At 61.1% G+C, this 13327-nt stretch carries 12 protein-coding genes; 7 read left to right on the top strand and 5 right to left on the bottom strand.

What is annotated here, in order from left to right; genetic code table 11:
* Positions 1 to 71: 71 nt before the first annotated feature.
* Positions 72 to 1154 (top strand): glycerophosphodiester phosphodiesterase family protein, encoded by a 1083-nt coding sequence (locus LPC22_RS03360; RefSeq protein WP_229132096.1) that lies wholly within the window; start codon positions 72 to 74, stop codon positions 1152 to 1154.
* On the opposite strand, the gene LPC22_RS03355 is transcribed toward LPC22_RS03360, so the two are convergent.
* The 5 genes from LPC22_RS03355 to LPC22_RS03335 form a co-directional block, all read right to left on the bottom strand.
* The gene (locus LPC22_RS03355) at positions 1123 to 3195 is read right to left on the bottom strand and encodes an ABC transporter permease (protein ID WP_229132094.1); all 2073 of its coding nucleotides are present in this window, start codon (positions 3193 to 3195) and stop codon (positions 1123 to 1125) included. The two genes, LPC22_RS03360 and LPC22_RS03355, sit on opposite strands and share 32 nt — an antisense overlap.
* A 291-nt stretch (positions 3196 to 3486) precedes the next feature.
* Positions 3487 to 4125, bottom strand: coding sequence for a uracil phosphoribosyltransferase (gene upp / locus LPC22_RS03350; protein WP_015022561.1), 639 nt, complete (start codon positions 4123 to 4125; stop codon positions 3487 to 3489).
* Positions 4126 to 4372: 247 nt separating this feature from the next.
* A complete protein-coding gene (locus tag LPC22_RS03345; protein ID WP_024626983.1) occupies positions 4373 to 5068 on the bottom strand; it encodes a hypothetical protein in 696 nt (231 codons plus the stop codon).
* A 13-nt stretch (positions 5069 to 5081) separates the two neighbouring features.
* Complete coding sequence (locus tag LPC22_RS03340; RefSeq protein ID WP_229132086.1) at positions 5082 to 6161, bottom strand: NUDIX hydrolase; 1080 nt, start codon at positions 6159 to 6161, stop codon at positions 5082 to 5084.
* A gap of 61 nt (positions 6162 to 6222) precedes the next feature.
* Entirely contained in the window at positions 6223 to 8469 is a 2247-nt protein-coding gene (locus tag LPC22_RS03335) for an RNA degradosome polyphosphate kinase (RefSeq protein WP_229132084.1), read from the bottom strand.
* Between the two features lie 673 nt (positions 8470 to 9142).
* On the opposite strand from LPC22_RS03335, the gene LPC22_RS03330 reads away from it, so the two are divergent.
* From LPC22_RS03330 to LPC22_RS03305, 6 genes are all read left to right on the top strand, one after another.
* A complete protein-coding gene (locus LPC22_RS03330) occupies positions 9143 to 10102 on the top strand; it encodes a CpaE/TadZ family protein (RefSeq protein ID WP_229132082.1) in 960 nt (319 codons plus the stop codon).
* The gene (locus LPC22_RS03325) at positions 10099 to 11187 is read left to right on the top strand and encodes a TadA family conjugal transfer-associated ATPase (RefSeq protein ID WP_229132080.1); all 1089 of its coding nucleotides are present in this window, start codon (positions 10099 to 10101) and stop codon (positions 11185 to 11187) included. The genes LPC22_RS03330 and LPC22_RS03325 overlap by 4 nt, the downstream gene beginning before the upstream one ends.
* A 12-nt stretch (positions 11188 to 11199) precedes the next feature.
* Complete coding sequence (locus LPC22_RS03320) at positions 11200 to 11862, top strand: hypothetical protein (protein ID WP_229132078.1); 663 nt, start codon at positions 11200 to 11202, stop codon at positions 11860 to 11862.
* Complete coding sequence (locus tag LPC22_RS03315; RefSeq protein ID WP_229132076.1) at positions 11853 to 12395, top strand: pilus assembly protein; 543 nt, start codon at positions 11853 to 11855, stop codon at positions 12393 to 12395. Before LPC22_RS03320 ends, LPC22_RS03315 begins: the two co-directional genes overlap by 10 nt.
* 186 nt (positions 12396 to 12581) lie before the next feature.
* Positions 12582 to 12962 carry a DUF4244 domain-containing protein gene (locus LPC22_RS03310; RefSeq protein ID WP_024626975.1) on the top strand — a complete coding sequence of 127 codons (381 nt, stop codon included), beginning with the start codon at positions 12582 to 12584 and terminating at the stop codon, positions 12960 to 12962.
* Complete coding sequence (locus tag LPC22_RS03305; protein ID WP_229132074.1) at positions 12949 to 13326, top strand: TadE family type IV pilus minor pilin; 378 nt, start codon at positions 12949 to 12951, stop codon at positions 13324 to 13326. The genes LPC22_RS03310 and LPC22_RS03305 overlap by 14 nt, the downstream gene beginning before the upstream one ends.
* Position 13327 lies beyond the last annotated feature (1 nt).

Here is a 13327-nt window from a genome sequence, read left to right as displayed (position 1 = left end):
GCCAGCAAAGCGCGTCCAGCTCCCTGCGATGCTAGCGTGGAGAGTGAAGTAGCTGATGGCTGGAGGCGATGATGGGGTCCAAAGCACGATTGGCCGGCAAGGTTGCACTGGGTCTGGGATTGGGGTTTTTGGGAGGCTGGTGCTGGGCTCTGGCTCCTGGTCTTTCGGTAGTCACGGGCCGGAGAAAGCCTGTGGGTCTGTCCTTGCAGCCCTACGCCCATAGGGGTCTGCATGATGCTGGCTCGGGGATGGAGACGACCAATCCCAATCCTGGACAGTCCGCCTACCTGCACCGTATCCATGACTGTCTGAAGATCACATCTGGCAAGCCCTTGGGCAAGCACGCCTCCGCTCCGGCCAACTCCCGTCGGGTGGTAGCGCCCGAAAATTCGCTGGCTGCCTTCGAGGCGGCCTGCAGGGCCGGTTACGGGATTGAGCTGGATGTCCATCTCAGTCGGGACGGGCAGGTGGTGGTCATCCACGATGGGGATCTGCAGCGGGTGGCTGGCGTTAATCGGGCAGTTGCTGACCTGACTTACGATCAGCTGCGTAAGATTCCCCTGTGCCCAAGCCCTGCTGAAGCTCTTGAGTCTGAGGAAGAGATCCCGGGCTCTGCCGACCACGACGGTGGCTCTGAAAGAGAAGGCGAGGATGGGAGCCCCAACGATCCCGAAATGCAGCATGTGCCTCTGCTGTCCGAGGTGCTCGCTCTGGTGGATGGCCGGGTGCCTCTGGTCGTCGAGATCAAGATGGACCGGGGCCTGGATCGGGAGCTTATGCGCCGGACCGATGCCCTCCTGTCCAAATACCAGGGTCCTTATGTGATTGAGTCCTTCAACGTCCTGGCCCTTGCCTGGTATCGGGTTCACCACCCCGGCATTACCAGGGGACAATTGGTCGCCCCCTACCATGGTCGGGTGGACACCTGCTCCTCGGCTCTGCGCTGGATGGCCGGGTCTCTCCTCTTCAATTGGCTGGGGCGGCCGGACTTCGTGGCTTGCGAGTGGCACAGCGGGCACTCAATGCCCATGCGTCTCTATCGATTCCTGGGTGGAACGCCTATCGCCTGGACCGTCCGCTCCGAGCGCGCGCAAGAGGCGGCCAGCCCGGACTTCGACGGCATCATCTTCGAGTCGTATCTGCCCGAGAGCTGAACCAGCTATACAGCCCGGAGGCTGCAGCGGCCAGGCCTATCGCCCAGAGTGCCATGGTCAGGAAGTAGCCGTAGGGGAGGGGCACGACGCTCATGTCTACCTGGTCGGACAACTGATGGAAGATGACGGCCAGCACCCCCGCCATGGCCAGGGCTGAAAGAAGGATGGCCGAAAGAGCATCGATTACTGACTCCCAAATCGAGGAGCAGACCAAGGTTCCACGTGAAACACCGGCGGCCTGCATTCTACGATTCTCCTGACGACGCTCATTGACCGCGATGGCGCATGCCTGGATCAGAAATATGGCCGTCAGGACGATGGCCCCGCTCGCCATCTGGGGCATGGCTCGCTGCACCTCCTGTGACCTTTGGATGTCGGAACGAATGTACTCCTTCTTGGTGCAGGCCTTGATGCCCTTGCTGTCCCATGAAGCGTTGAGCTTACTGATCAAATCGTTTGTCTGGACTCGGGGAGCGGTCCTGACCAGGGTGGTCAACCCACTGTTGTCGGGAGCCAGTTGCGACAGGCTGTCATCCATGATCAGGTAGTCGCCTGTCTGACCTGTCGGTGTCATGTCAACAATGGCGGTGATGGTCAGCGTGTGACGCTTTTCGTTTTTGTCGATTAAGGTCAGCGTGCGTCCGAGGGGATTCTTTTCCTGACCGTGGCCTTTCGATATGACGGCGACCTTACCTGGTCCCAGGTCTGCAGCCGAGCCTGTGATGAAAGCAGGACTGATCGTGTCAAGCGCCTTGCCGCTTTTGTTGATGTGCATGGCGCTTATGAAAGGTGCATCGCTTTTGCTGTCTGTGTTGCCCGCTCTTCTCCAAGATTCTTTGCTGTAGGTGACGGCGGATCCTACATCTGCGGACGAGCGAAGTTGCCGGTCCAAATCCCTGGTGTCTTTGGTATCTGTTGTGACCATGACTTCGGCAGCAACCGGCTTGTTTCGGCTGAGGGATAATTGCGCCCAGCTGGACCTTCCTAGGGCTATCAATCCGGTCACGATGACCAGCATCAGTATGATCGGCACCGCGATGGCGGTGGAGCTCCGATTTTCCTTCCGCGCCCTTTGCCGCGCCAGGAGACCTGCACCTCGGAAAGCCAGTTGGAAGGGGATGCCGATCAGGTTGGCGCACGCCGGAACCAGGACAGGAGCCAGGGCACCGATGATGACCAGCAGACAGCCGGTCGTGGCCAGGATCTGGATTTCAATGTCCATGCCATTGAAGCGGTGATAGACCATGGCCAGTCCTCCAGCCAGGCCAGCCAGGGCGATTATCAGGCGAAGAGGGCCAATTGATTTGGTTCCCGACCGATTTTCTGAGTCCTGCAAAGCCTCGATGGGAGAGATGGCGGTAATTCTTCTGGCGGCGAACCAGGTTCCTAAGAGGCCTGCCAGGAGTATCCCAGCGAAGGCGAAGACGATTCCCATAGGGTGGGGATGTGCGGTCATTTCCAAGGCTTCAAGACCTGAGTTGATCAGAGACTTGGCGAATGCGGGCACCAGCAGGCATCCCGCAGAACTGCCTATGAGGGCGGCCAAACCTACCGGAATCATGAATTCCAACAGGGAGATGAGTCTCACCGTGCGGGGAGAGGCGCCCGAAAGCCGCATCATGGCATATTCACGACGACGGCGCTCGATCAGGAACCCCACAGAAGTGATGACGAGGAAGATGGAGACGAACCCGCATATGCAGGCGTACATTATGGATATTTGTGTAGCGCTGTCTCGTAAAGACAGGGTCATAGCGCGGTCGTAGGAATTCATTGCGCGTGTATCTGGCATCCCGTCGCCCTTCCGAGCGGCAATGGCTACCTGGGCCCAGGCGCTGGTAAGGACTGAAGCGGCCATGACTGCCAGGACCATGACCGTGTAGGAGGACCGGTGCTCATGCAGAAAGGATCGCACTAGGGAGGCCAGGCCGGGAGTGTGTGCCTTGGATCGAACTGCGGTTTGCGAGCCGCCCCCGCCCATCGGTCCTGAGGCCCCGGTTCCTGCCAGTGATCCACCTAGGGAAAGGGACTTGCCCTCCATGGTGTGCTCCTTTCTCGCCCTTGAATGCTGCCGCTGTTCTTATTGCAACACCGGGAGATAGCCCACTCAGGGTGTTTTCAGGGTCAGACCAGGGGAGAACCAGGGTGGCAATGAGGGATTGTGCACTTGGCGAGGGGTGCGAGAGGACAGGAGGAGCACGGACGGAGTGGCCACCCTGCCAAGTGCCATCAGCTAGGGCTGTCATAGAAGGCTATTGAAAAAAGGATCCGAACCGTGCAGGGTTCGGATCCTCGCCAGGAATGGGGCTTATGCCCGCGTCAGTTCGTTGGCTCAGTCGATGACGCCGTAAAGACGATCGCCGGCATCGCCCAGGCCGGGCACGATGTAGGCGTGCTCGTTCAGCTTCTGATCGACTGCGCAGACCACCACCTTAAGGTTGATGGAGGGGTCCATCTCCTCCTTGAGGCGGTTCAGGCCCTCGGGAGCGGCCAGAATGTTGATGGAGGTCACGTCCTTGGCGCCGCGCTCGGCCAGGTATTTGGTGGCGGCGATCAGGGTTCCACCGGTGGCCAGCATGGGATCCAGCAGGAAACACTGACGTCCAGAGAGGTCCTCCGGCAGGCGGTTGGCGTAGGTGATGATGTCCAGGGTGTTCTCGTCGCGCTTGAGGCCGAGGAATCCGACCTCGGCCGTGGGCAGCAGCCGGGTCATGCCGTCAAGCATGCCCAGTCCGGCGCGCAGGATGGGAACCACCATAGGGCGCGGGGAGCAGAGCTTCTTGCCCACCATGGGAGCGACCGGGGTCTCGATGGGGTGATCCTCGATGTCCAGATTGCGGGTGGCCTCGTAAGCCTCCAGCATGACCAGTTCGCTGATCAGCTCGCGGAAGGTGTTGGAAGGGGTGTTTTTGTCCCGCAGTACGGTCAGCTTGTGCTCGATCAGCGGGTGTTCCAGTACGTGAAGTTCCATACCTCTCAGCGTAGCTCAGCGGGTCGGCTTCTGGTAGCGACCGGCAAGCCATGCTGTCTTTAATTTGGGAATGGAAATGAAAACGCCGAACCATGCAAGCGCCTGTCGGCGCAAACGCCGCTCGCAGCGGCAACAAACGGAGCCCGGGGCTTAGCCATGGTCCGACGCAGTCCCCATTGTAGGGCATCCCGGGTCTGATCTGCGCTCACGGCGCGCTTACGCTTCCGGCTTGAAAGGGTGGCGGGTTCTACTCCAGCCGTCCTCGCCGCCAGAGTGATGCGCCCCGCATGAAGTCACGGGCCGTCTGATTGAGGGAGTTGACGGTGCGCTGTGCTGCGTCCACCTCCTTGGCTTCCTGACCGTCCAGCTGCCGGCTTTGAGCATCCCGGATGGTGGTCTTGATGCCGCGGGCGATCACGTCGCAGAAGGCTCCGGCCCGTTCCAGGGCTATGGCGAAGTCGCCGGTGAAGGCTCCGGAGAGGATGGAGTCGGCGGTTCGAATGATGTCGTCGGCCTCCGGAGCCTGATCGACGCCGGCTATAGCTGATGCAGCGGTGTCGGTGGGTTCGCCCAGCCGCCACAGCCGACTGATTCCATCAGCGTCCTTACGCATCCAGCTGCGAAGCATGTAGAGCCGCCATAGGATGCCGGGCAGGGAGTCGGGGTCGCTATCGCTCCAGAGCTCGGCCACGACATCCACGCCCTCGCGGTCCACCAGGGTCAGAACCCGTTTTACGATGACGGGGTCGGCGCTGTGGTGGACCCGGTCCAGCAGGGAGGCGGCTGAAACGTGACTCATCTCGCTGATCTGCTGCGGGTCCATGCCTCCGGAGAGCTGGTCGGCGATGGCCGGATCCAGCTGGCCCGGGCGTGAGGGTCGGGATGCTCCGGTGCCGGACGCCACGAATCCCGTGCGGGAGGACCGGATTGAGGATGAGCCGATTCTGGAGTTGCTGTCAGTAGACAATGGGAGTCACCTTCTGTATGTCGATGATGGTCGGATGATTGGGGTCGCCGGTCAGACTGAGGACGACGGCGTTGCCGGTGGGCATGAAGGGGGAGTCGTCGGGCAGCCGTTTGGACAGCGATCCGCTGGAGCACAGCCCGCGCAGCTTTTCGAAGATCCCGCCCAGGACCGGGCGATGCATGCAAATCATTGTGGTTCGGTTTCCTGTCAGCAGGTCGGCCATCTGCCTGTCCAACCAGCTGTGGGCCTGTTGGGGGCGGCGATGGTAGGAGGACTCCGTCAGGCAGGCCACCATCTCCATGGGCAGACCTACCTCGTCGGCGTAGGGTCGTAACGTCTGCACACAGCGGATCCAGGGGGAGGACAGGAGGTGGTCGGGCGCGAAGCAGGCCAGCTCCCGAGCCAGGGCGTAGGAGGTGCCGGCACCCCTGGGGGTCAGAGGACGATTCGCGTCCTTGCCTGTCCACTCCTTGCGTGCCACTGCCTTGCCGTGGCGGACGATGATCAACTGACGAGCCCGGATGCCGCCCTGCTCCACCCTGTCCACGAAGGCATCCAGTATGGTTCTGTCGCTGGGGTGGGTCAATAGTTTGCGGGCTTCGGAGGCTCCGACCCATCGTATCTGGTCGACTTCCCTGGAATCAGGCCGGTGGATGGGTCCCAGCAGTGCGCTCTGACCGGCGGCGTGTTCCGAGTCGGTCAGCGTAGCCATCCAGTAGCAGATATGTTTGAGCCTGCCGCCCTTGCCGCCCCGGCATCGGCCCTCGTTGTTCAGGGGATATTCGGCATCTCCCAGGTATGGCCCCAGCCGGACAAGACAGCCTGTCTCCTCGCCCACCTCGCGCACGGCCGCACGCATGTGGGTTTCACGATTCTCCAGCTTGCCCTTGGGCCAGCTCCAGTCGTCGTACTTGGGGCGATGGACCAGACAGAGCTCCAGCTCGTCAAGGTCGGAGCGTGGGCTGGCTCCCGGGGCCGCCCGGCCGTCGTCGCTGAATTTCATCCATCCCTGGAAGCTTGTGCGCCACCGGTAGAGGATGGCTCCGGCTGCCTCGACCGTCCTGCTCATGGCCGGGTGCCATCCCAATCGTCTGCCTTGGCGGCGGCCCTGCTGGCCTGCAGGCGTATCATCATCGCCTGGCCCTGGGGGTTCGTGTGTGACGGTCGATCAGGTACTCCTGCGAGTCGACCAAAGGCTTGCCCTGGTCATCGCGGCTGTGGCGCACGTAGGTGCCGTCGGGCTGCATGTGCCAGGAGCTGGTGGTGTCGGCCATCTGCAGATCCACATAGTCGATCAATCCCTGCACCTGCTCGGGCGCAGTTATGCGGACCAGCGCCTCCACACGGCGGTCCAGGTTACGGTGCATCAGATCGGCAGAACCTATCCAGACCTCAGGTCCAGCCAGGGGACCCTCGCCGATCTGAGGACCTTGGGAGTTAGCGAAGGCGAAGATGCGGCTGTGTTCCAGGAACCGTCCCAGGATGGAGTGGACTCGGATATTCTCGCTCAGTCCGGGCACACCTGGTTTCAGGGAGCAGATGCCGCGCTCCACGATGTCGATGCGAACCCCTGCCTGGCTGGCCCGATAGAGGGCGTCGATGATCTTTTCGTCCACCAGGGAGTTGACCTTGATCCGTATCCACGCAGGCTTGCCGTTCAGGGCGGTCTCTTCCTCACGGGCGATCCGCTGCAGTAGCCCGGAGCGGACCGTGCGCGGGGCTACCAGCAGGCGGTGGAAGGAGGACTTGGGCGCATAACCTGACAGCTGATTGAAGAGCCGGGTCAGATCCTGTCCCACCACCGGGTCGCAGGTGAGCAGACCCAGGTCGGTGTATTGGCGGGCGGTCTTGGGGTTGTAATTGCCGGTGCCTACGTGGCAATAGCGACGCAGGCCGTCCTGCTCCTGACGAACCACCAGGGAGAGCTTGCAGTGGGTCTTCAGCCCAACAATGCCGTAGACCACATGGACGCCGGCCCTTTCCAGCTGACGAGCCCAGGCGATGTTGGCCTCCTCATCGAACCGGGCCTTGATCTCGACCAGGGCCAGGACCTGCTTGCCGGCGTGTGCGGCATCCACCAGGGCATTGATGATGGGCGAGTTGCCCGAGGTCCGGTAGAGGGTCTGCTTGATGGCCAGTACTCGCGGATCGGCCGCCGCCTGCTCCAGGAAGGCCTGAACCGAAGTAGAGAAGGAGTCATAGGGGTGGTGAAGGAGGATGTCATGCTCGCGGATGGCGGCGAAGATGTCCTGGGCCTGGCTGGATTCCACCTCGGCTATCTGTCGGTTGGTGGTGGGAATGAAGGGGCGAAACTTGAGGTCGGCCCGGTCGATGGACTGCAGCTCGAACAGGACCGTGCAGTCCAAGGGGGCAGGCAGCCGATAGACCTCCTCCTGGTTGACCCGGAGCTTGCTGGCCAGCAGCTGGGAGAGGAAGGGAGAGGCGGAGTCGGAAATCTCCAGGCGGATGGGCGGTCCGAACCGCCGCTGCAGCAACTCCTTCTCCATGGCATTGAGCAGGTTCTCTGCGTCGTCCTCTTCTACGTCAATGTCTTCGTTGCGGGTGACGCGGAAGGAGCGGGCCTCTTTGATGATCATGCCGGGGAAGAGGTATTCCAGGTGGGCGATGATCAGGTTCTCCATGGTGATGAACCCGTAGCGCTCCTCCCGGCCCTCTTCGTCGGTCAGATCGTCGACAGGAACCAGACGGGAGAGGTTGTCGGGAATCTTGACGCGGGCGAAGTGGGTCTTGCCTGAGGTCGGGTTCTCCACCAGGACCGCCAGATTCAGTGAGTTGCCTGAGATATAAGGGAAGGGGTGGGCCGGGTCGACGGCCAGCGGGGTCAGGACCGGAAAGACCTGGTTGCGGAAGAACTTGGTGAGCCGTTCCTGCTCTTGGCTGCTCAGCTGTGGCCAGCTCAGCAGGATGATGCTTTCGGCGGCCAGATCCGGCAGGATGTGGTCGATGACATAGTGGGCATGCTCGTCTTGGAGCTTATGCGCTTGTTCGGAGATGGCCCTCAGTTGCTGACGGGGACTCATCCCACTGGCGGCCGTCACAGCGATGCCAGTGTCCACGCGACGCTTCAGACCTGCCACGCGGACCATGAAGAACTCATCGAGGTTGCTGGCAAAAATGGCGGCGAAGTTGGCGCGTTCCAACAGGGGCACGCTCTCGTCTTCGGCCAGTTCCAGCACGCGTTTGTTGAACTTGAGCCAGCTCAGTTCCCGGTCAAAAAAGCGATCCTCAGGCAAGGGCGAGACCGGGTGATCCGAGTGCTTGGATACGTGCCGTGCCTGGCCGTCGGTCTCGGCAATATGCTCCGCGATCTGGCTGCGTAGCAAGGCCTTGGAGGGTGCGTCAAATTTCTGAACCATACCATAGCACTTTATTCGCAGGTGCCGTCCTCTGCAATCGTTGATAACGCTTGTGGATAAATAGGAACGGCCCCCCGCAGGAGGCCGTTCCCACAAGGTCGGTCCAGATGGAATCTCTGCACAACATCATCGTTGCAACGGTCAAGTCTTATACACCCGTTCAACGTATCGGTCCTAGTGGCCATACACTTTGTGGGCTTCCGTATTCTCGAACCGTCCTTGTATATGCCATTATGCCAGTTTTCAGGCCGCTGGCAAGCATGCCTGGCAGTTGGGGCGAAGAAAGTGGTCTGCTTGGTTTTTTGTGCGATTGCGTGCATTACGGCAGGCTGAATACGCCAAGTTTGGAGGAATCTGTTGCTTCCCTGTGATTATCTGAGGCCTTTCATGGATACGGGCTCAAAAATACTGCAGTTTCAGGCGTGTCGTAATCTCGATGAATTCGTGCACAGTGAGGACGAAGCGATGTGGAGGCATAGGGTCATTCGACCACATAATCCCGAGGGGCTGGTGCCGATGCCAGGGGGCGGATGTACTGGTTGCCATGACAGCAATGAGCATAGGTAGACCGCCGATGATGGTAAAAGGCGGCATGGAAGGGCGAGAGCCTGGCTGGGCCCCGCATTCCTTAAATTCAGTTGGGTTGCCTACTGAACACCGACCAGGGAGAGTGATGGGCGCGGTCCGACAGTTTGATTTTCCAGGATCCTCAGGATCGGATCGCCTGCAAGACGAGGATGTCGTTCGGTTCAAGCAACCCAGCCTGTCTGATCGGCGGATTGCGGGCAAAGATGCTGAATATGAGTCCGCCGTGACCGGTCTGGTCTTTCTCTCGGCATCTGGAGGAATCGGGCTGACAACCATGACGGCTCTGATGGCCAAACAGCTTCGGGACATGGCCCTGTCATGCGCCCTGGTGGATCTGGACCTGGATGGCGGAGGGATGGATGTCCTGGTCGGCATCGAGGGGGCGCCTGGCATGCGGCTTGGGCGAATCCACGCGCCCCTGGGCCGGGTGGATCCTCAGGCACTCCGTGAAGAACTGCCGATCTGGGATGGCATTCCGCTGCTCAGCAATGATCCTTGGAGTGCTCCGCCACAGGGCTGGTGGGACCTGGATGCGGCGGTCAGTGCAATGGCTGGATTTGCTGATCTCTTGCTGATTGATGCCGGTCGGGGCCAGGGTCTGGGTAATCTGCGCTCGCTGAAAGGGTTGCCTTCGCTGTTGATGGTGGACATGACCGTGCTGGGCCTTGCACGGGCGAAGGCGCTTCTCCACGCTCTGGACGGCCGAAGAGGTTCTGGTGATCGCGTCCAAGACAGTCCATTGATTTCATGCAGGCCCCCCATGGCTCTGATTGGCATGATGCCCACACAGCACCGGGTCAGTCATGGCGTCGACCCGGAACAGGCGGAGGATTTTCTGGGCCGATCGGTGGACGTGGTTCTTAAGCCGCAATCGAAGCTGTCGGCATCCGTTCTGGATGGGCGTGGCCTGGAACGGGTGCCGCGGGCCTACGCGCGGGCCCTTCATCCTTTGGCTGAGCGGATCGCAGGGATGATCGTCGTCGGGCAAAAAAAAGGAGAACAGATCTCTTCTCGCGAATCGGTTCGGTCTGGAGCTGTCAAATGATCATAGGAAGTGGGAAAAGCAATGAAGATCCATTCCCTGACAACGATTCCGATCAGCCGCCCACTTTCGGGTACTTGGACGGGCTGACGAACGATCCTGCGGTGACCGACATCGCAGTGACCGGTCAGGGCCATGTCTGGATCGACCGAGGCGCGGGCATGGAGGAGGTTCTGCTTCGGCCTGGATTCGCGGGCCCTCGAGCTGTGAGGGACTTTGCCGTGCAGCTATGCGCTCAGCTAGGACGTCGCCTGGACGATGCCCGGCCTATGGCTGATGCTTCCAGCAGGGAGGGGATCAGGGTCCACGCCGTGCTGGCCCCCCTCGTTCCCGAGGGCGCCGCCATTTCCATCAGACTGCCCAACAGACACCCGCCAGGGCTGGAGGAGCTGGCGGCTGCCGGGCTGTGTCCCGCCAGCTGGCTCTTCATCCTTCGGGCGTTGGTGGTCAATCGGGCCAGCATTCTGGTAACCGGAGGCACGGGTGCCGGCAAGACCACACTCCTACGAGCCCTCCTTGGCATGTGTCCGCAGGAGCAACGGCTGGTCGTCGTGGAGGAGGTCCGTGAGCTTGGACGTATCGCCGGCCACAGGAATATGGTTTCCCTGGCTGTTAGAGAGTCCAACGTTGAAGGGGCAGGGGGTGTGGGGCTGGTCGATTTGGTCAAGGCCACACTGCGCATGCGGCCCGATCGGATCATCCTGGGCGAGTGTCGGGGTGAGGAGATAGCTGATCTGCTGCGGGCTTTCAATTCCGGTCATCGGGGTGGCATGGCAACGCTGCATGCCGACAATGTAGAACGCGTCCCTGCCAGGCTGGCGACTCTGGGGCTGCTGGCGGGGTTGCAGCCGAGGGCCCTGGCTGCTCTGGCGCAGGGGGCGTTCGATGCTGTTATCCATCTGGAACGTTCCGGCGGGCATAGACATATCGCTCAAATTGGTCGACTGACAACTGCAGCCGATGGCCGGCTTCTTGGGGAGGCCGTCTGTACATGGACGGGCCGAGGGGCCGCTACATATGGAACGGCTTGGTCGAAGTTCGCCAGGCGGTGGGGCATTGTGACCAGCGCCCAGGCGAGCGTTCCGTAGTTGAGGTGGATTATGGATGATGAGACTGTGGCCTGGCTGGCTGCAATGATGACGGCTATTGCCTGTCTGGCCGCGCTTGCGCCTAGCGGCAGCGCAGCCGCACGACTGAAGGCCATGTCAGTCAGGCCCTCGAGGCAGTCGGATCGGCCCGGCCTGGCGGTGCTGGTCACTTCCCTGCTGGCCTATGTCGACAATGGAGGCGGTCTGGTAGAGGCTTTCGAGGAGGCATCCGGGCGGCGGTTCGCCACCCAGGAGGTCACACGGGAACGTGTCATGGTCATGTTGGAGAACCGATGCTTGCCTCAGGAACGGGGGCCGACTTTGACAATTATGGCCCAGGCTCTGATGGCCTGCTATGGACTCAGCGCCATCCTGGGCTGTCGGGCTTCTGATGGGCTGCGGACCGTGGCAGCTATGCAGAGGCGGCGGGCGGCTCTGGATGAGGCCCGAGAAAAAGCCTTTGCTGTGCCCAGGGCCACGATCCGCCTCCTGTCGACCTTGCCGGTGTTGACCATCATCATGGGGGAGTTCATGGGTGCGCGACCGTTGTCCTTCCTATGTCGCCCAGGCCTGGGAACTATATGTCTGATCCTTGGGGTGGCCTTCTATGTTCTCGGTCTGGTTTGGATACATCTGCTGATGAACGATCTGGGCAGGGAGGACTTATGGATCTGAAACCACTGATTGCCGCTCTGTCGACCATACTGGCCTTGCTGTTGGTGGAGTCCGACAGCCCGGGTGATCGATTAGCCGATGAGCAGGTCTCCACGCCGTCCTTGAGCCTGGTATTGGCCTTGTTGGGAGTTGCTATTCGCCAGGGGGCCTCCCTGCCCAGGGCCTTGGATGTGGTTGGTGGGCTGCTGCCAGGCCCTTATGGGCTTCGGATGGTTCGCGTGGCTCACCTGCTCGGACGTGGCAACGGATGGGATCTGTCCTGGTCGGGAGCGATCGGGGATCCTGATTATGGGCAGTCCATGCGAGTCCTGGCTGACTGTCTGGAGCCGTCCTGGCGTTTGGGATCATCACCTCTGACGCGGATCGAGACGACCTTGCGCCAATTGGATCACCATGCCCGCAGTGTGCTGGCCCGGGCCACGGCGACGATAACCGTCAGGCTGCTGGTGCCGACCGGGCTGTGCATCCTGCCGGCCTTCGTGCTGATCGGAGTCATCCCCTGCATTGCGGCCTTCGTAGGCGGGATGTCCTGAGGGCATGGAGTCCATGCTGACACAGTTGTCCACAGGTTGCCGATGCAGGTCCACTCGTCCACATGCATCTGACAAGGAGACAGAGAGGGTCTGGAACGGGCAGAGTGAAAGGTATCGGATGCCGATTCTCTGAGGAACGGCCATTCGCCGAGGCGGGGAAAACCAAGAAAGGCAAAGGTGAGAACGATGACATATTCACAGGAGGTTGCGACGGTCTTCCATCTGCAGACCAGACAGGCAGGAGGGCAATTGGTGCCAACTGAGACATGGCCTGCTACCAGTGCCGGATCCCGGTGGCTGCAAAGAATGAGGCAGCGTTCCAACCGGTTCATGACGGCTCTGTACATCCGCATCAGCCAAGCTATGGACTCTGCAGCGAGTGCTCTGCGTGCGCGGATGGGTGTGGTGCTGGCCAGGCCTGAATCGGGGGCCATCACTGCTGAATACGCCGTGATCATGGTGGCAGCTGCCACGTTGGCTGGCGTATTGCTGGCCATCGTCAAATCCTCTTCCACGCGTACTTTGCTGATGGGTTTGGTGAAGAAGGCGCTCAGTGCCGCTGGCTGAAAGACGGTTCGAGTGGAGACGACGGTGGCGATCCGATAACGGTACTGTAACAGCCGAGTTCGCCATCGTTCTTCCCGCCGTCATGGTTCTGGCTCTCTTACTGTTGACGCTGACCCAGACGATCAGAACCGGCATGGTTTGTCAGGATGCGGCTAACGCGGCTGCCAGAGACCTGATCGTCACCCGGGGCAAGGGTGATCCCCAAGGGTTGGTGCATCGGATGGCCGGTCCGCATGCTCAAGTGAAGTTGAGCCCATCGGCCGGGCAGACGGCAGTCAGGGTGTCATGCCCAGTGGTTTCCGGCCCCATGGGCGTGCTGCCTGCGCAGGTCCATGGCGATGCCGTGGCCATATTGGAGGAATGAG

This window comes from Bifidobacterium mizhiense, assembly GCF_020884755.1.
Classification (GTDB): Bacteria; Actinomycetota; Actinomycetes; order Actinomycetales; family Bifidobacteriaceae; genus Bombiscardovia; species Bombiscardovia mizhiensis.
The sequence above is the reverse complement of the archived record's forward strand: the minus strand, read 5'-3'. Positions and strand labels throughout refer to the sequence as shown.

Excerpts from the sequence above, each read along its gene's own strand:
- LPC22_RS03320 (WP_229132078.1), top strand. The coding sequence starts at position 11,200 with ATGGATGATGAGACTGTGGCCTGGCTGGCTGCAATGATGACGGCTATT.
- upp (WP_015022561.1), bottom strand. The coding sequence starts at position 4,125 with ATGGAACTTCACGTACTGGAACACCCGCTGATCGAGCACAAGCTGACC.
- LPC22_RS03335 (WP_229132084.1), bottom strand. The coding sequence starts at position 8,469 with ATGGTTCAGAAATTTGACGCACCCTCCAAGGCCTTGCTACGCAGCCAG.
- LPC22_RS03330 (WP_229132082.1), top strand. The coding sequence starts at position 9,143 with ATGGGCGCGGTCCGACAGTTTGATTTTCCAGGATCCTCAGGATCGGAT.
- LPC22_RS03340 (WP_229132086.1), bottom strand. The coding sequence starts at position 6,161 with ATGAGCAGGACGGTCGAGGCAGCCGGAGCCATCCTCTACCGGTGGCGC.
- LPC22_RS03315 (WP_229132076.1), top strand. The coding sequence starts at position 11,853 with ATGGATCTGAAACCACTGATTGCCGCTCTGTCGACCATACTGGCCTTG.
- LPC22_RS03355 (WP_229132094.1), bottom strand. The coding sequence starts at position 3,195 with ATGGAGGGCAAGTCCCTTTCCCTAGGTGGATCACTGGCAGGAACCGGG.
- LPC22_RS03325 (WP_229132080.1), top strand. The coding sequence starts at position 10,099 with ATGATCATAGGAAGTGGGAAAAGCAATGAAGATCCATTCCCTGACAAC.
- LPC22_RS03360 (WP_229132096.1), top strand. The coding sequence starts at position 72 with ATGGGGTCCAAAGCACGATTGGCCGGCAAGGTTGCACTGGGTCTGGGA.
- LPC22_RS03310 (WP_024626975.1), top strand. The coding sequence starts at position 12,582 with ATGACATATTCACAGGAGGTTGCGACGGTCTTCCATCTGCAGACCAGA.